Genomic DNA, 16,719 nt, shown 5'->3' on the forward strand with positions numbered 1-16,719 from the left:
GCTTACTGCTTCGTGAAGCGGATCACCGCCGTGTCGACACCTGCATCGGACAGGCGCTGACGGGCCGAGTTCATCTCCTCGAACTTCGAGAACGGGCCGACGCGCACGCGGAAATAGGTCACGCCGCTGACGTCGCGTTTCGACACCTTCGATTCGAAGCCCTGGAAGCCGAGGCGCGCGCGCTGCTGCTCGGCGTCGCCTTCGGTCTTGTAAGCGCCCACTTGCAGGAAGTAGCCGGTGTTCGCGTCGTTTGCGGTCGGCGGCTTCGCGGCTGCCGCGGCAGCCGACGACGTCGGCTTCGGCGTGTTCGCGGCCAGCTGCTGTTGCTGCTGCTTTTGCGCGGCAGCCTGCTGCGCCTGCTTCTGCGCGGCGAAGCGTGCGAGATCGTCCTCGCCGCCTTGCTGCTGTTGCTGCGCCTGTTGCGTCTTCTTCGGCGGCGGCGTGGTGTCGGCCGATTTCGGTGCGACGGCAACGCCGTTGCCCGACGACGAATTGTTCGACGCGGTCGTGTTGCTGGAGCTGCCGGTGTTGTTCGAGCCGCTCGACCCGTTGGCCGACGGCGGCACTTCGACGATCTGCGGCTCGGGCAGCAGGCCGCCCTGGGTCTGGTTCGCGGCCTGGCCGGGCGCGGTGTTCGGCGGGGCGGGCTGCGCGGCCTGCGGCACCGGCTGGCCGGGCGTCTTGCCCTGCAGCGCGCGGTTCGGGTCGAACTGCTGCGGCTGGCTCGCGCCGTTGTCGGCCGGCGGCGGCGCGACCTTCGACACGAACGGCGACGGCGAGCGCGTGATGTAGAGCGCCACCACCACGGCGATCGCGAGGCCGACAATCAGGCCCAGCACGATTCCAAGAAATGTCCCTCCGGCTTGTTTCGATTGCTTCGAAGTTCGGCGTGGTTGTGCCATTGCTTGAGTTACCTGCAAAAAGAATCGTGAAAGGGCCGCGGCGGGCGCTCCTGTGGCGGGCGCTGCCGCGGCCATTCGCTGCCCGGATCGGGCTGCTTACATCCTTACATCTTGGCGGGCGCGGACACGCCGAGCACCGCCAGGCCGTTCTCGAGCACCTGCCGGGTCGCGGCGAGGAGCGCGGCGCGCGCATTGCGCGGCGCTTCGTCGTCGACCAGCACGCGCTCCGCATTGTAGAACGAGTGGAATTCGCCAGCGAGGTCGCGCAGGTAGAACGCGACCGCGTGCGGCGCCAGCTCGTTCGCTGCGTGCGTGAGCATGTCCGGATACTCGGCCAGCTTCTGCATCAGCGACGTCGCTTGCGCGCTCGTCAGCTGCGACAGGTCGGCGCCCGGCAGCTGCGCGACGTCGACGTTGTAGCGCGACTTCAGTTCGTTGAGCACCGAGCAGATCCGCGCATGCGCGTACTGGACGTAATAGACCGGGTTTTCGTCGTTCTGTTTCAGCGCGAGGTCGATGTCGAACACGAACTCGGTATCGGCCTTGCGCGAGATCAGGAAGAAGCGCACCGCGTCACGGCCGCGCGTGATGGTCGCCTCGTCGATCAGGTCGGGCGCCGCTTCCTGGCCCGACGCCGCGCCGCCCGACCATTCGATCAGGTCGCGCACCGTCACGTAGCTGCCCGCGCGCTTCGAGATCTTCACTTCCTGGCCGTCGCGCATCACGGTGACCATCTTGTGCAGCACGTAGTCGGGGTAGCCCTTCGGGATCCCGATGTGCAGGCCCTGCAGGCCGGCGCGCACGCGCGCGATCGTGCCGTGGTGGTCCGAGCCCTGGATGTTGATCACCTTCGTGAAGCCGCGCTCCCACTTCGTCACGTGGTATGCGACGTCCGGCACGAAGTACGTGTACGTGCCGTCCGACTTGCGCATCACGCGATCCTTGTCGTCGCCTTCGTCGGTCGTGCGCAGCCACAGCGCGCCGTCCTGCTCGTAGGTCATGCCGGCCTTGACCAGCGCGTCGACCGTCTTTTCGACGCGGCCTTCGCTGTACAGCGACGACTCGAGGTAGTACTGGTCGAACTTCACGCCGAACGCCTGCAGGTCCATGTCCTGCTCGCGACGCAGGTAGGTGACCGCGAACTTGCGGATCGCGTCGAGATCCTCGACGTCGCCCGTGCCCTTGACCGGCTCGCCGTCCGACGCGGCGACCGTTTCGCCGGCCAGGAAGTCACGTGCGATGTCGGCGATGTATTCGCCGTTGTACGCGGCTTCCGGCCAGCCCGCGTCGCCCGGCTTCAGGCCGCGTGCGCGCGCCTGAGTCGAGATCGCGAGGTTGCCGATCTGCACGCCCGCGTCGTTGTAGTAGAACTCGCGATGCACCGCGTAGCCCTGGCTCGCGATCACGTTCGCGAGCACGTCGCCGAGCGCGGCCTGGCGGCCGTGGCCGACGTGCAGCGGGCCGGTCGGGTTCGCCGACACGAATTCGAGCAGCACCTGCTTGCCTTTCTCGTGATCCGACATGCCGAACGCGCGGCCCCGGTCGAACACGGCGGCGATCACCGCCTGCTTCGCGGCGGCCGACAGGCGCAGGTTGATGAAGCCGGGGCCGGCAATCTCGGCGGCTTCGACGAGGCCTTGCGCGCCCGGCTGTGCGGTGAGCGCCGCGACGATCTGCTCGGCGAGCTGGCGCGGGTTCGTGCCGAGCGGCTTGGCGAGCTGCATCGCGACGTTGCACGCGACGTCGCCGTGCGCGGCGACTTTCGGGCGCTCCAGCGTGATGGTCGGGGCGACGGACGCCGCGTCGGCGCCTTTCAGCGCGTGTGCGACCTGCTTGACGCTATCCGCGAGCAGGGCTTCGAGGGTCTGTTTGTGTGCTGGCAGCATGCTGGTAGAAGGCTTCGTTGGTGGCGGCCGGAAACGCCGGCCCGCCGGCGCGCTTTTTAAGCGCGCGTTTCAGGGATCGCAGAATTTTAACAGGTGCTAATATGCCGCTCAGGCGGCCCGCGTCCGCGAGGCCGGACGCCGGTCTGCCGGCGTTCCCCAACCGCGCCGCGCAGGCACAACAAGATGAAAAGGGAATTGTCATGATTACGTTCAAGAGCAAGGCGGCACAAGATCTCGACGTGCTGAAGGATTTCGCCGTGTATGTGCTGGGTCTCGTCGGCAAGCAGCTGGGCGAGCGCGGTGTGATCACGCACGACGAGCTGGACCACGCAATCGCCAAGCTGGAAGGCGCCGTTGCGCAGGCGAAGCAGGAACGCGCCGAGCATGCCGGCCACTTCCACGAGGACGAAACCGACCACGCACATCACGAAGTGCCGCCGAGCCTGGCACAGCGCGTCGCACCGTTCCTCACGATGCTGCGCGAAGCGAAGGCCGGCGAGGCCGACGTGCACTGGGGCTTCTGAGCGTTCTTGCCCGGCCGTCCGAAAGGATCGAAAGGCAGAAAAAAGCCCGCTTCCAAGCGGGCTTTTTCTTTTGTCTGATCAAATGGGAGCGAGCAAGCAGGGGTTCGAAAATGGGCCGCCGGCAGGCCGCCCGCATTGACCGCAAGAGGAGAATTTCCTTATAATTCAAACGCAAGACTATGTGAAAGCGGGTGCGAAAACATAGCGCCGCCCGAGTGATCGGGCCCCACCTGGAGTGGGTACTCCGTCGAGAGGCGGAAAGAGAACCCCGCATGCGACGGCTGCCGAAAGGCAGCCGTTGGTTTTTCTATGCCCGGATCTTGCGGCCTTCCAGGCTCGCGCGCAGCAGGGTGCGTAACGCCACCTTCCGCGCTTCCCGCTGGCGTCTCGTCAGGTCGCCATCCAGCATGTAGGCAGACTGCACCCGCAGAATGAGCCGGCGTTTTCTGGTTCGATCCTTCGAGACCTCGAAGAATACGGCGTACACGCGTGGCATGCCGTCCGACGACACCGCCTCCACCGTCACGAAATTGGGCTGCCGTTCGTTCGCAACGACGATCCGGCGCGTCGCCAGCCCGGCAATCACGTCGCGCAACAGTTGTCGCGACGCTCGATACCGATCAGCGCAGAGCACACGCACTTCGCGGCCGTCATCGTAGATTTCGTCGTCCGGAATGGCGTCGCGGGTACGCGGGTCCCACGTAAAGCTGCGCGTGAAACAGTGGCAGGAGAACAGGACAAGAACCGTCACGTCGAATCCTGTTTCCAGGTCGCACGTGAAGGTCATCGGACGCAAATGACTCAAGTCCCAGCTTTCGCCGCGATACCGCGTCGGCGGGAATGGACTGGCCCCGTCGGTTGGCGTTTCGGTGATCCGGATCTCGAAGGTCTGCATGGTGGGGCGTGTTTCGGGCTTGGGACGGGGCATCGATGCGCCGTCGCTCGAGAGCCCGACGCTTCTACAATGACGTTGCTGATTATTGAGATTAGGTATCCTGATTGATTGGCGTATTATGCGACGCGCCTCATGGTCGAGGCGCGTTGTGGCGGGACGCGGCGCAGGCGCCGCGGTTCTGTCGGTTACAGCTGCGGCGCGAGCGCGCGGCGCGCGTCGTCGAGCGACAGCGCCATGCGCTGCGCGTAGTCCTCGAGCTGATCCTGCCCGATTTTACCGACCGAGAAGTACGTACTGTCCGGATGCGCGAGATAGAAACCCGACACGCTCGCGGCCGGCAGCATCGCCAGCGAGTCGGTCACGCTCATGCCGATCTCGCCCGCGTGCAGCACGTCGAACATGTCGCGTTTCACGAGGTGATCGGGGCAGGCCGGGTAGCCGGGCGCCGGGCGGACGCCGGCGTACTTTTCCGCGATCAGCGCGTCGTTGTCGAGCGTCTCGCCGCTCGCGTAGCCCCACAGCTCGCGGCGCACGCGTGCGTGCATCGCTTCGGCGAACGCTTCCGCGAAGCGGTCGGCGAGCGCCTTCAGCATGATCGCGCTGTAGTCGTCGTGGTCGGCTTCGAACTGCTTTTCCTTCACGTCGACGCCGAGGCCGGCCGTCACCGCGAACATCCCGATGTAGTCGGCGACGCCCGATTCCTTCGGCGCGATGAAGTCGGCGAGCGAGCGGTTCGGCCGCATCACGCCGTCGACCACCGGGCGCACGCTCTGCTGGCGCAGGTTGCGCCACGTGAGCAGCACTTCCGAGCGCGATTCGTCGCTGTAGATCTCGATGTCGTCGTCGTTGACGGTGTTCGCCGGCAGCAGCGAAATCACGCCGCTCGCGGTCAGCCAGCGGCCCTGGATCAGGCGCGCGAGCATCGACTTCGCGTCGGAGAACACGCGTCGCGCGGATTCGCCGACGATCTCGTCGTTCAGGATCGCCGGGTACGGGCCCGCGAGGTCCCAGGTCTGGAAGAACGGGCCCCAGTCGATGTAGTTCGCGAGTTCGTTCAGGTCGTAGTTCTTGAACACGCGGCGGCCGATGAATTTCGGCTTCACCGGCGTATAGCCCGCCCAGTCGACCTTCGTCTTGTTCGCGCGCGCCTGCTCGAGCGTGACCATCGGCTGCGCCTTGCGGTTCGCGTGCTGGTCGCGGATGCGCTCGTAGTCGGATTTCAGCTCGTCGAGGTACTTCGCCGCGCCTTCGTCGGACAGCAGGCTCGACGCGACCGACACCGAGCGCGACGCGTCGGGTACGTAGACGACCGGGCCTTCGTAGTGCGGCGCGATCTTCACGGCCGTGTGCACGCGCGACGTCGTCGCGCCGCCGATCAGCAGCGGGATCTTCTTCACGCGGAAGTAGTCGTCGCGCTGCATTTCCGACGCGACGTACGCCATTTCCTCGAGGCTCGGCGTGATGAGGCCCGACAGCCCGATGATGTCCGCGCCCTCGACCTTCGCCTTCGCGAGGATCTCGTTGCACGGGACCATCACGCCCATGTTGACGACTTCGAAGTTGTTGCACTGGAGCACGACCGACACGATGTTCTTGCCGATGTCGTGCACGTCGCCCTTCACGGTCGCGATGACGATCTTGCCCTTCGCGCGCACGTCGCCGCCCGCTTCCGCGAGCAGGCGCTTTTCTTCCTCGATGAACGGAATCAGGTGCGCGACGGCCTGCTTCATCACGCGCGCCGATTTCACGACCTGCGGCAGGAACATCTTGCCCTGGCCGAACAGGTCGCCGACGATGTTCATCCCGTCCATCAACGGGCCTTCGATCACGTTGATCGGACGGCCGCCGGCCGCGTCGATCTTCGCGCGCACTTCTTCGGTGTCCTCGACGATGAAGGTCGTGATGCCGTGCACCAGCGCATGCGAGAGCCGCTTCTCGACCGGCTGGTTGCGCCACTCGAGGTTCTCTTCCTTCTTCGCGCCGCCCGCCTTGAACTTGTCGGCGATCTCGAGCAGGCGGTCGGTGGAATCCTCGCGACGGTTCAGGATCACGTCCTCGACACGCTCGCGCAGCTCGGCGTCGAGATCGGCGTACACGCCGAGCTGGCCCGCGTTCACGATGCCCATGTCCATCCCGGCCTGGATCGCGTGATACAGGAACACGGTGTGGATCGCCTCGCGCACCGGGTCGTTGCCGCGGAACGAGAACGACACGTTCGACACGCCGCCGCTCACCTTCGCGTACGGCAGGTTCTGCTTGATCCAGCGGGTCGCCTCGATGAAGTCGACCGCGTAGTTGTTGTGCTCCTCGATGCCCGTCGCGACCGCGAAGATGTTCGGGTCGAAGATGATGTCTTCCGGCGGGAAGCCGACTTCGTTCACGAGGAAGTCGTACGAACGCTTGCAGATCTCGGTCTTGCGCGCGAACGTGTCGGCCTGGCCCTGCTCGTCGAACGCCATCACGACGGCCGCCGCGCCGTAGCGGCGGATCAGGTTCGCGTGGTGGCGGAACGCGTCCTCGCCTTCCTTCAGCGAGATCGAGTTGACGATCGCCTTGCCCTGCACGCACTTGAGGCCGGCCTCGATCACGTCCCACTTCGACGAGTCGATCATGATCGGCACGCGCGCGATGTCCGGCTCCGATGCGATCAGGTTCAGGAAGCGCACCATCGCCGCCTTCGAATCGAGCATCGCCTCGTCCATGTTGATGTCGATCACCTGCGCGCCGTTCTCGACCTGCTGGCGCGCGACGGCGAGCGCCTCGTCGAACTGGCCGTTGAGGATCATCCGTGCGAACGCCTTCGAGCCGGTGACGTTGGTGCGTTCACCGACGTTGATGAAGAGCGTCCCGGACGTGACGTTGAACGGCTCGAGGCCGGCAAGGCGCATCATGTGATCGGTCATGGCGGTGCGAATTCTTTTGATGAAGGACGTGGGGCGGTCGGGTCAGGCGTTGTCGCTGTACTGGTTCGGCCAGCGGCGCGGCTTCACGTCGGCGAGCGCCTTCGCGATTTCGGCGATGTGTTCGGGGGTCGTGCCGCAGCAGCCGCCCGCGAGGTTCACGAGCCCGGCCTGCGCGAATTCCTTCAGCAGGCCCGACGTGACGTCCGGCGTTTCGTCGAAGCCCGTGTCGCTCATCGGGTTCGGCAGGCCCGCGTTCGGGTAGCACGACACGTAGGTGTCGCACAGTTTCGCGAGCTCGGCGATGTACGGGCGCATCAGCGCCGCGCCGAGTGCGCAGTTCAGGCCGAACGTGAGCGGCTTCGCATGGCGCAGCGAATTCCAGAACGCCTCGACCGTCTGGCCCGACAGGATCCGGCCCGATGCGTCGGTGACGGTGCCCGAGATCATGATCGGCAGGCGCTCGCCGGTGTCCTCGAACAGCTCGTCGAGCGCGAACAGCGCGGCTTTCGCGTTCAGCGTGTCGAAGATCGTCTCGACGAGGAACAGGTCGACGCCGCCGTCGAGCAGCGCCTTCGCCTGCTGGTAGTACGACGTGCGCAGCTCGTCGAACGTGACGTTGCGGGCGCCCGGATCGTTGACGTCCGGCGAGATGCTGGCCGTCTTCGGCGTCGGCCCGATCGCGCCCGCGACGAAGCGCGGCTTGTCCGGCGTCGCGTATTTCGCGGCCGATTCGCGCGCGAGCTTCGCCGATTCGACGTTCATCTCGACGACGAGATCTTCCATCCCGTAGTCGGCCTGCGCGACGGTCGTCGCGCCGAACGTGTTGGTCTCGACGATGTCGGCGCCGGCCGCGAAGTACTGGTCGTGGATCTCGCGGATGATCTGCGGCTGCGTGATCGACAGCAGTTCGTTGTTGCCCTTGATGTCGCGCGGGAAATCCTTGAAGCGCTCGCCGCGATACGCGGCTTCGTCGAGCTTGTAGCGCTGGATCATCGTGCCCATCGCGCCGTCGAGGATCAGGATGCGCGATTTCAGCAGCGCGGGCAGGGCGGCGCCGCGCGTGTAGGGCGCGTCGAGCGGGGCGGAAGCGGCGAGAGGAGTCGCAGACATGGGCGAAAGACCGGCGAAGACGGGAAAACTGCCATTGTAGCCGGTGCGCCTGGGTGCCGCCCGGCCTTGTGCGGCGGTGGCCTGCCCGCCAAATGAAAACCCCCGCCGGCGGACCGGACGGGGGTGTGATCGGAGTGCTCGCGGCGCCGCGTCGGTGCGCGGCGAATGGCCCGGCCGCACGACGCGCCGGGCAGCGGGTCGTCAGTGCAGCACGACGGGCATCATCATCAGGCTGTCGAATTGTCCGAGGAATTCGTCGACTTCGTCGAGCGACGGCTCATCCTCGATCAGCTGTTTCACGTGCGCGCGGAATCGTTCGGCAAGTTCGCCGTCGATGAAGATCTCGCGCTGCGCGTTCTTGTCGACGATTTCGTATCCGCCGGCATTCATCAGGTGATGACCGGCCTGCGGCGCAAATTCGACGACGCAGTAGTTGGGGCTGTTGTAGATCATTTGCATGGCGGCACTCCTCTTCGCAGTGGCATCTGGCCTTGTTGTCCCCTAGGTGGGGCGAGCCTTGCCGGTTTCAAGGGGCTTGCGCTGCACACCCCGTTCCCGTTTGCGTGGGGTGTATCGGTTAGAAGCCGATGTCTATGAAACGTTTCTCATTGTCTGCCGGTGGACGGAAATAGTTGTTAAAGAGTGTCATCGGCCATTTCAAGGAAATCTGTAGTCGGTCGAAATTGCCGAATCGTGCGCGTTCACGCGCGCGTTCACTGTGTGACAGTCGAAGATGCCGGCGGTGCAGCCGGTTGTGCAGCCGGTTGTGCGGGCGGTTGCGCGGTGGCCGGCGGTGCGGGTTGTGCCGGTTCCGCGGCCGGTGCGACCGACGCATCGGGCGCCGGTGCGCCGGCGGGCGCGTTCGCTGCGCCGCCTGCAGGCGCGACGTCGGCGGGCACGTTCGGCGCCGCCAGGCGGCCATGCCACACCAGTTCGATCTGCGCGCCGCTCGGCTCGGTCTGCATGAGTCGCGCGGGCAGCCAGCCGAGCGAGGGCGCGAGCCACATGTCGATGCGGCGCGTGTCGCCGTCGCGGCGCGGCAGGCGCATGAAGTGCCGCGCGTCGATGATGCCGGCCTGCGTCTGCACCTGCTCGTCGCCGATCACGGCGATCGGCCAGGTCTCGCCGCTGTTGTTGTCGATCACGAAGAACTGCTGCGTGACGCCCGGCTTGTACGCGGACGGATTGCCGCGCACGAGGCCCGACAGCTGCATCAGCATGCTGAAGCGATCCTGCACGCCGTCGGGCAGCGGCGCGTTGTTCGGCGTGCGCGTGAACACGACCTGCCGGATCTCGCGGTTGAAGATCGCGATGTCTTCCGGCCGCTTGCCGCGCTTCTCGACGTAACGGTCGGGCGCGATGCCGAACGCGTCGATGCGGCCTTCGCTGCGATAGGTGAACGGGCCGACGAACGGCACGGGCATCGACACCGACAGGTCGTACGTATGCCCGTCCGTGCGCCAGCGGATCGTGCCGATCGTGTTCTGCATGCCGTTGTAGAACGTGTCGTACTGCAGGTCGCCTGACGGCGGCGCGGCGAACTTCACGCCGCTCGTCGCGGGGCCGGGCGTGGCGGCGCTGCCGGCGCCGGCGGCCGACGCGGCGTGCGCACCCGATGCGCCGGATGCGCCCGATACGCCGCTCGCGGCGGACGCCGCAGCCGGCGGTTCGCCGTGCTCGGCCGTCTGCGTCGACGTGAGGACCGGCTCGGGCGACGGCTCGGGCTTCGGCGCGGCGGCCCTGGGTGCGGCCGGCGCAGGCGCGGCCGGATGCTCGACCGGCCTGGGAGCAGGCGGCGCGGGCTGGCGCTCGATCGGTTGCGCTTTCAGCAGTTCGATCTGGACGGGGATCTCGGCCGGCGGCGGCGTGAACGCATCGCGGTTGCGCATCAGCCAGAACGCAGCGAGCGCGTGCAGCACCAGCACGACGACGAGCGCGACGGCCACGCGCAGCCAGCGGCGGGGCAGGGCGTGACTCGGGCGGATGTCGGCAGGCGGCATGGGCATCGGAACAGGATCGGGGCGGTCGCGTGACGTCGGGCGCACGGCGCGCCACAGGAATCGGACCGCCGGATGCGCCGCGCGTTCGCGCGGCGTGACGTGGGGCGAATCGGTGGGGCGAATCCGGTGCGTCAGGCGTCGCGTGCGTCGGGACTATAGCCGAGTTCGTAAGACAGTTTTTGCGCGCATGCGCGCAGCGCGGTGTCGATCTCTCCGCCCCACGCGATGTCGAACGAGCCTTCCTGGCCGAGCGCGACGATCGCGAGCGCGAGTTCGCCGACCGCGTCGAACACGGGCATGCAGAACGCGTGGATCGTCGGCAGCAGCATCCCTTCGACGCGCGCGGCCTCGTGCTTGCGCACGTCGGCAAGCACCGCGTCGACCTCGTCGAGCGTGCGCGGGCCGCCGTGGTGCGGCGAGCGGCGCGTGTCGGCGAGTTCGCGCTCGAGCATCGCGGCGGTCTTGCTGCGCGGCAGGTACGCGGCGAACAGCAGGCCGGTTGCCGAGCCGAGCAGCGGCATCACGTCGCCGAGCTTCAGCGACGCCTTCGCCGGGTGGCTCGATTCCATCCAGTGCACGATCGTCGGCCCCTGGTTGCCCCACACCGCGATGCCGACCGTCTGGTCGAGGCGGTCGCGGAATTCGGTCAGCGCGATCCGCGCGAGCTTCACGCCGTCGACGCGTGCGAGCCGCGCGAGCCCCATCTGCAAGGCGAAGCCGCCGAGCTCGTAGCGCCCGGAGACGGGGTCTTGCGACACGACGCCGAGCCGCGAGAAGCTGACGAGGTAGCGGTGCGCCTTCGCGGGACTCATGCCCGCGCGCTGCGCGAGATCGCGCAGCATCATCGCGCGCGGCTCGCTCGTCAGCACGTCGAGCAGGCGGAAGCCGACCTCGATCGACTGGATGCCGGAACGGACCTTCTCGCCGTTTTCGCCGGAGGCGGCGTCGTCGGTGTCGGAGTCGGCGAGATCGTCGTCGGGAAGCGGGTTGGCGGGCATGGGCAGCGGGTGCGCGAGAATGCGGCAGGAATCGGGGTGAAAACGGCAGGCGCGATCGTCGCGCGCCGCGTGGATTCACCATCGTAAAATAGATTCCCTCCATCGTCACTACACCGGCAGAGTCCCCCTATGAAACTTGCTTCGCTGAAGGACGGCACGCGCGACGGTCAGCTGATCGTCGTGTCGCGCGACCTGCACACCGCGGCGATCGCCGATGCGATCGCGCCGACGCTGCAGCGCGTCCTCGACGACTGGGCGTTCTACGCGCCGCAGCTGCGCGACCTGTACGACGCGCTGAACCACGGCCGCGCACGCAATGCGTTCGCATTCGATCCGGCCAACTGCATGGCGCCGCTGCCGCGCGCGTTCCAGTGGGCCGACGGCTCCGCCTACGTGAACCACGTCGAGCTCGTGCGCCGTGCGCGCGGCGCGGAGATGCCGCCCGAGTTCTGGACCGATCCGCTGATGTACCAGGGCGGCAGCGACGATTTCCTGGGGCCGCGCGACGACGTCGTGTGCCCGTCGGAGGAATGGGGCATCGATTTCGAGGCGGAAGTCGCAGTGATCACCGGCGACGTGCCGATGAGCACGTCGCCCGACGCCGCGCTGAAGGCCGTGCGCCTCGTCACGCTCGTGAACGACGTGTCGCTGCGCAACCTGATTCCGGCCGAGCTCGCGAAGGGCTTCGGCTTCTTCCAGAGCAAGCCGGCCACCGCGTTCGCACCGGTCGCCGTGACGCCCGACGAGCTCGGCGACGAATGGCGCGAAGGCCGCGTGCACCGGCCGATGATCGTCCACTGGAACGGCAAGAAGGTCGGCCAGCCCGATGCGGGCACCGACATGGTGTTTCACTTCGGCCAGCTGGTCGCGCACGCGGCGAAGACGCGCAACCTGCGTGCCGGCTCGATCGTCGGCTCGGGCACGGTGTCGAACAAGGACGCGAAGCGCGGCTACTGCTGCATCGCCGAGAAGCGCTGCCTCGAGACGATCGAGCACGGCGCGCCGCAGACCGGGTTCATGCGCTACGGCGACACCGTGCGCATCGAGATGTTCGACGCGGCCGGCAAGTCGATCTTCGGCGCGATCGAGCAGTCGGTCGCCCCGCCCGACGGCACGGCGTAAGCCGTAAGCCGCGCGGCGCACGCGACGTACCGCGAAACCCGGCTCCGGCCCGCGCGCCGGGTTTCGCCTGATGTTTGACCGCGCGGGCTTGGCTACACTCGACTCGAGAGCCTCGAACAAGGAGCGGCACATGGCCGATCTCGCCGCGTACGGCGGTTACGAAGCATTGAAGGTGACGCGCCGCGACCACGGCGTGCTCGACATCGTGATGAGCGGCGAGGGCGCGAACCGCAGCGGCCTCGCGACCGCGAACGCGCGCATGCATCGTGAGCTCGCCGATATCTGGCGCGACGTCGATCGCGATCCCGACACGCGCGTCGCGGTGATCCGTGGCGAAGGCAAGGGCTTTTCGGCGGGCGGCGATCTCGCGCTCGTCGAGGACATGGCGAACGACTTCGACGTGCGCGCCCGCGTGTGGCGCGAGGCGCGCGACCTCGTCTACAACGTGATCAACTGCAGCAAGCCGATCGTGTCGGCGATGCATGGCCCGGCCGTCGGCGCGGGGCTCGTCGCCGGGCTGCTCGCCGACATCTCGATCGCCGCGAAGGATGCGCGCATCATCGACGGCCATACGCGGCTCGGCGTCGCGGCGGGCGACCACGCGGCGATCGTGTGGCCGCTGCTGTGCGGGATGGCGAAGGCAAAGTACTACCTGTTGCTGTGCGAGCCCGTGAGCGGCGCGGAGGCCGAACGGATCGGGCTGGTGTCGCTTGCGGTCGAGCCGGCCGACCTGCTGCCGAAGGCGTACGAGGTGGCCGAGCGGCTCGCGCACGGTTCGCAGTCGGCGATCCGCTGGACCAAGTACGCGCTGAACAACTGGCTGCGCTCGGCCGGGCCGACCTTCGATACGTCGCTCGCGCTCGAATTCATGGGCTTCGCGGGGCCCGACGTGCAGGAAGGCATCCGTTCGCTGCGCGAGCGGCGCCCGCCAGCGTTCCCCGGCGACGCGCCGTTCTGACGCGCGCTATGATCGAACCACGCGCGGCTGCGCGACGCATGGCGGCCGCCTCGCTCCCCCAGTCAACCAGGATGCCCGTATGACGACCGATGCCTCCGGCGCCAACCCTTTCGCCGGCTTTGCCGGCTTCAAGCCCGCCGACATGATGGACCGGATGTGGGACATGATGCGGATGTCGCCGTTCGGCGGGATGGCGTCGTTTCCGGGCGCCGCGCACGGGCTGCCGCCGTCGCTGTCGAGCATGTCCGACATGATGGCGCCGCTCACGAGCGTCGAGGAACTCGACAAGCGGATCACCGATCTGCGCGCGGTCGAGCAGTGGCTGAAGCTCAATCTCGGGATGCTGCAGTCCGCGATCCAGGCGCTCGAAGTGCAGCGCGCGACGCTCGCGACGCTGCGTGCGTTCGGCGCGTTCGCGCAAAGCTCGATGTCGGCGGCCGAGGAAGCGGCCGTTGCCGCCGCGCAGGCGGCGAAGGCCGCGCCGTCCGGCGACGCGTCGCCGGCGCCGGATGCCGCCGATGCGGCCGCGGGCGACGCCGCGCAGCAGGCGTTCGACCCGGCCGGCTGGTGGAACCTGCTGCAGTCGCAGTTCAACCAGCTCGCGAGCCTCGCGATGGCGCAGCCGGGCATGCAGCCCGCGGCGCCGGGCGACGCGCAGCCGGCCGCGGCCGCCGCACCGGAGCCGGCCGCGAAGCCGGCAGCGGCCGCCGCCGCGCCGCGCAAGCCCGCCGCGAAGCGCGCGAAGCCGACCGGTTCGGCCGCGGCGCGCGCAGCCGCCGCTTCGTCGCCCGAAACGCGTCCGCCGAAGCGCTCGACGTGACACGGCGCCGGTAGCAGGTCGATCATGCGGCTCGCGCTCGTTCTGATGGGAGGCGGTGCGCGTGCCGCCTACCAGGTCGGCGTGCTGAAGGCGCTGGCCGAAATCGCGCGCGAAGCCGATCCGCAGCGGCACACGCTGCCGTTCGCGGTCGTATGCGGCTCGTCGGCCGGCGCGATCAATGCGACGTCGCTCGCGAGCCACGCGGACGATTTCTCTCACGGCGTGCGGCGCCTGCTCGAGTTCTGGGAGCCGTTGCGCGCCGATTACGTGTATCGCAGCGACTGGCTCGGCATCGCGGCCGCCGGCGCGCGCTGGCTCGCGGCGATGACCTTCGGCTGGGCGGCCCGCCGCTCGCCGCGCGGGCTGCTCGACAACACGCCGCTCGCGCACCTGCTGCAGCGCGAGCTGAGCTTCCACCGGATCGAGCAGATGCTCGAGGCGCGCCTGCTGCATGCGCTTTCGATCACCGCGCTCAGCTATTCGAGCGGCCGGCACCTGACGTTCTACCAGGCGGCGCAGCCGATCCAGGCGTGGCGGCGCGCGCAGCGCACCGCGCGGCTCGTCGACCTGTCGGCGTCGCACCTGCTCGCGTCGTCGGCCATCCCGTTCGTGTTCCCGGCCGTGCCGCTCGTGCTCGACGGGCAGATCGAATACTTCGGCGACGGGTCGATCCGGCAGATCGCGCCGCTGTCGCCGGCAATCCACTTCGGCGCGGACCGCATCGTCGTCGTCGGCGCGGCCGACCCGCGGCCCGAGATCCCGGCCGCGAACGGCACCGGGCTGGTGCGCGGCTACCCGACGCTCGCGCAGATCGGCCAGCAGGTGCTCGCGAGCGTGTTCCTCGACTCGATCGGCTCGGACATCGAACGCATCGAGCACATCAACCGGATGATCGAGCACCTGCCGCATCAGGTCGAGGTCGACAGCGGCTGGCGGCACGTCGACGTGCTCGCGATCGCGCCGTCCGAGCGCATCGAGCTGATCGCCGCGAAACACCTGAAGCAGATGCCTGCGACCATGCGCGGGCTGCTCGGCGCGATCGGCGGCAGCCAGCCGGCCGGCGCGTCGTTCGCGAGCTACCTGCTGTTCGAGGAGGCGTTCACGCGCGAGCTGATCGAGCTCGGCTACGTCGACGGGCGCGCGCAACGAGACGCGCTGGCCAGCTGGATCGCGCAGGCGGACGGCGGCAGCGCGCCGGCGGCCGGCAGGCCGCCGGGAGACGGTCTTGCCGCCGGCGAAATACGGGTCTGACGCGCACAGGGAAATGTAAGGTTGCGTTTTCGCGACGGTTGCCCGCGACCGATCGCCGCACCGAGGGTGGCGGCGCGCGACCGGGTAGCCGTCTCGGAACCGTCATTCGCGCGTGCTATCATGGCCGCCGCCGTATACACCATATCGAGCAGCCCGCCGATCCGGCATCCGCACGGGACCCTCCGGGGAACCCGCCTGGGGCAGGGGACGGGCGCGCCAACGAGCCGGCCGGCGCCGGTCCCCAACTCAGGCAAGCGTGGCCGGCTCCGTCCGAACGGAGCGTGGCTGCGGCATGCCCAACGGCGGCGCGCGGCCGCCTGGCTGCCGGACGAGGAATCAGCGTCCGGCGGGTCGGTTTCCCGCGTAAAATTAGAGTCTTGGCCGCAAAAAGCGCGCGCGGCGCGCTTGCGCGGCAACAGTCACGTTTAGAGAAGTCGCATTGCGCAGAACAGGGGTGGGACCATCATGAACACGATGCTTTATCCGGAACTTTACAGGTCGCTCGAAGCTGTCCGCTGGGACATGGAGAAGGACATTCCGTGGGACAAGTTCGACGCTTCGCTGCTCACCGACGAGCAGGCGAAGACGATCAAGATGAACGCGATCACCGAATGGTCGGCGTTGCCCGCGACGGAAATGTTCCTGCGCGACAACCAGCACGACAGCGACTTTTCCGCGTTCATGAGCGTGTGGTTCTTCGAGGAGCAGAAGCATTCGCTCGTGCTGATGGAATACCTGCGCCGCTTCAAGCCGGAAATGGTGCCGACCGAAGAGGAACTGCACGCGGTGCGCTTCCAGTTCGACCCGGCGCCGCCGCTCGAGACGCTGATGCTGCACTTCTGCGGCGAAATCCGCCTGAACCACTGGTACCGCTGCGCGGCCGACTGGCACACCGAGCCCGTCATCAAGCAGATCTACGAAACGATCTCGCGCGATGAGGCACGTCATGGCGGCGCGTACCTGCGCTACATGAAGAAGGCGCTGAACAACTGCGGCGACGTCGCCCGTGCCGCGTTCGCGAAGATCGGCGTGCTGATGGCGTCGGCGCGCCGCACCGAGAAGCCGCTGCACCCGACCAACCTGCACGTGAACCAGGCGCTGTTCCCGCGCGACACCGTGCAGTCGCGCCTGCCCGATCCGGAATGGCTCGAGCGCTGGCTCGACGAGCAGATCCGTTTCGACGGCGAGTGGGAAAAGAAGGTCGTCGAGCGCATCCTGCACAACCTGTCGATCCTGTTCGAGCGCACGTTCGCGACCGCGCAGGAACTGAATCGCTACCGCAAGGAAGTCACCGGCCGCCTGCAGGCCGAAAGCGGCCCGTCGTCGGCCGCGCAGCCGGCCTGAGGCCGG

General features: G+C 67.7%; 14 protein-coding genes. 6 read left to right on the plus strand and 8 right to left on the minus strand.

The window, feature by feature from the left end; all coding sequences use genetic code 11:
- Positions 1–2: 2 nt before the first annotated feature.
- Together HWX87_RS23650 and argS are read right to left on the minus strand one after the other, a co-directional pair.
- Entirely contained in the window at positions 3–902 is a 900-nt protein-coding gene (locus HWX87_RS23650; RefSeq protein ID WP_176049548.1) for an SPOR domain-containing protein, read from the minus strand.
- Positions 903–1,006: 104 nt separating this feature from the next.
- Positions 1,007–2,788 (minus strand): arginine--tRNA ligase, encoded by a 1,782-nt coding sequence (gene argS / locus HWX87_RS23655; protein ID WP_176049549.1) that lies wholly within the window; start codon positions 2,786–2,788, stop codon positions 1,007–1,009.
- A 200-nt stretch (positions 2,789–2,988) separates the two neighbouring features.
- Here argS and HWX87_RS23660 point away from each other — a divergent pair, with 200 nt between their 5' ends.
- Positions 2,989–3,312, plus strand: coding sequence for a DUF1840 domain-containing protein (locus tag HWX87_RS23660; protein ID WP_124496591.1), 324 nt, complete (start codon positions 2,989–2,991; stop codon positions 3,310–3,312).
- A 307-nt stretch (positions 3,313–3,619) separates the two neighbouring features.
- Here the strand turns inward: HWX87_RS23660 and HWX87_RS23665 are convergent, their stop codons facing one another.
- The 6 genes from HWX87_RS23665 to HWX87_RS23690 all read right to left on the minus strand — a co-directional run bounded on the left by HWX87_RS23665 (position 3,620) and on the right by HWX87_RS23690 (position 11,218).
- Complete coding sequence (locus HWX87_RS23665) at positions 3,620–4,207, minus strand: hypothetical protein (RefSeq protein WP_176049550.1); 588 nt, start codon at positions 4,205–4,207, stop codon at positions 3,620–3,622.
- Positions 4,208–4,392: 185 nt separating this feature from the next.
- Positions 4,393–7,131: a methionine synthase gene (metH, locus tag HWX87_RS23670; RefSeq protein WP_347880183.1), complete on the minus strand. Its 2,739-nt coding sequence runs from the start codon at positions 7,129–7,131 to the stop codon at positions 4,393–4,395.
- Positions 7,132–7,152: 21 nt separating this feature from the next.
- A complete protein-coding gene (locus HWX87_RS23675; RefSeq protein ID WP_176049552.1) occupies positions 7,153–8,220 on the minus strand; it encodes a homocysteine S-methyltransferase family protein in 1,068 nt (355 codons plus the stop codon).
- A gap of 201 nt (positions 8,221–8,421) precedes the next feature.
- Positions 8,422–8,679: a DUF3567 domain-containing protein gene (locus HWX87_RS23680; RefSeq protein ID WP_006477667.1), complete on the minus strand. Its 258-nt coding sequence runs from the start codon at positions 8,677–8,679 to the stop codon at positions 8,422–8,424.
- A 254-nt stretch (positions 8,680–8,933) separates the two neighbouring features.
- Positions 8,934–10,226, minus strand: a complete 1,293-nt coding sequence (locus HWX87_RS23685; protein ID WP_176049553.1) for a DUF3108 domain-containing protein — start codon at positions 10,224–10,226, stop codon at positions 8,934–8,936.
- A 125-nt stretch (positions 10,227–10,351) separates the two neighbouring features.
- Positions 10,352–11,218: an IclR family transcriptional regulator gene (locus HWX87_RS23690; protein WP_176049554.1), complete on the minus strand. Its 867-nt coding sequence runs from the start codon at positions 11,216–11,218 to the stop codon at positions 10,352–10,354.
- Between the two features lie 129 nt (positions 11,219–11,347).
- Here HWX87_RS23690 and HWX87_RS23695 point away from each other — a divergent pair, with 129 nt between their 5' ends.
- The 5 genes from HWX87_RS23695 to HWX87_RS23715 all read left to right on the plus strand — a co-directional run bounded on the left by HWX87_RS23695 (position 11,348) and on the right by HWX87_RS23715 (position 16,713).
- Complete coding sequence (locus tag HWX87_RS23695) at positions 11,348–12,340, plus strand: fumarylacetoacetate hydrolase family protein (protein ID WP_176049555.1); 993 nt, start codon at positions 11,348–11,350, stop codon at positions 12,338–12,340.
- A gap of 130 nt (positions 12,341–12,470) precedes the next feature.
- A complete protein-coding gene (locus tag HWX87_RS23700) occupies positions 12,471–13,298 on the plus strand; it encodes an enoyl-CoA hydratase/isomerase family protein (protein WP_176049556.1) in 828 nt (275 codons plus the stop codon).
- Positions 13,299–13,377: 79 nt separating this feature from the next.
- Positions 13,378–14,118, plus strand: coding sequence for a PhaM family polyhydroxyalkanoate granule multifunctional regulatory protein (locus tag HWX87_RS23705; protein ID WP_176049557.1), 741 nt, complete (start codon positions 13,378–13,380; stop codon positions 14,116–14,118).
- A gap of 24 nt (positions 14,119–14,142) precedes the next feature.
- The gene (locus HWX87_RS23710; RefSeq protein ID WP_176049558.1) at positions 14,143–15,369 is read left to right on the plus strand and encodes a patatin-like phospholipase family protein; all 1,227 of its coding nucleotides are present in this window, start codon (positions 14,143–14,145) and stop codon (positions 15,367–15,369) included.
- A gap of 465 nt (positions 15,370–15,834) precedes the next feature.
- The gene (locus tag HWX87_RS23715; protein WP_011353352.1) at positions 15,835–16,713 is read left to right on the plus strand and encodes a diiron oxygenase; all 879 of its coding nucleotides are present in this window, start codon (positions 15,835–15,837) and stop codon (positions 16,711–16,713) included.
- Positions 16,714–16,719 lie beyond the last annotated feature (6 nt).

Origin of the sequence: Burkholderia sp. BCC1644, assembly GCF_902833225.1 — a bacterium.
Lineage (GTDB): Bacteria > Pseudomonadota > Gammaproteobacteria > Burkholderiales > Burkholderiaceae > Burkholderia.

Bases quoted from the DNA above. Each gene is read 5' to 3' on its own strand.
- HWX87_RS23710 (WP_176049558.1), top strand. From the start codon at position 14,143: ATGCGGCTCGCGCTCGTTCTGATGGGAGGCGGTGCGCGTGCCGCCTAC.
- HWX87_RS23665 (WP_176049550.1), bottom strand. From the start codon at position 4,207: ATGCAGACCTTCGAGATCCGGATCACCGAAACGCCAACCGACGGGGCC.
- HWX87_RS23650 (WP_176049548.1), bottom strand. From the start codon at position 902: ATGGCACAACCACGCCGAACTTCGAAGCAATCGAAACAAGCCGGAGGG.
- HWX87_RS23695 (WP_176049555.1), top strand. From the start codon at position 11,348: ATGAAACTTGCTTCGCTGAAGGACGGCACGCGCGACGGTCAGCTGATC.
- HWX87_RS23690 (WP_176049554.1), bottom strand. From the start codon at position 11,218: ATGCCCGCCAACCCGCTTCCCGACGACGATCTCGCCGACTCCGACACC.
- HWX87_RS23700 (WP_176049556.1), top strand. From the start codon at position 12,471: ATGGCCGATCTCGCCGCGTACGGCGGTTACGAAGCATTGAAGGTGACG.
- HWX87_RS23685 (WP_176049553.1), bottom strand. From the start codon at position 10,226: ATGCCCATGCCGCCTGCCGACATCCGCCCGAGTCACGCCCTGCCCCGC.
- HWX87_RS23675 (WP_176049552.1), bottom strand. From the start codon at position 8,220: ATGTCTGCGACTCCTCTCGCCGCTTCCGCCCCGCTCGACGCGCCCTAC.
- HWX87_RS23660 (WP_124496591.1), top strand. From the start codon at position 2,989: ATGATTACGTTCAAGAGCAAGGCGGCACAAGATCTCGACGTGCTGAAG.
- argS (WP_176049549.1), bottom strand. From the start codon at position 2,788: ATGCTGCCAGCACACAAACAGACCCTCGAAGCCCTGCTCGCGGATAGC.
- HWX87_RS23705 (WP_176049557.1), top strand. From the start codon at position 13,378: ATGACGACCGATGCCTCCGGCGCCAACCCTTTCGCCGGCTTTGCCGGC.
- HWX87_RS23715 (WP_011353352.1), top strand. From the start codon at position 15,835: ATGAACACGATGCTTTATCCGGAACTTTACAGGTCGCTCGAAGCTGTC.
- HWX87_RS23680 (WP_006477667.1), bottom strand. From the start codon at position 8,679: ATGCAAATGATCTACAACAGCCCCAACTACTGCGTCGTCGAATTTGCG.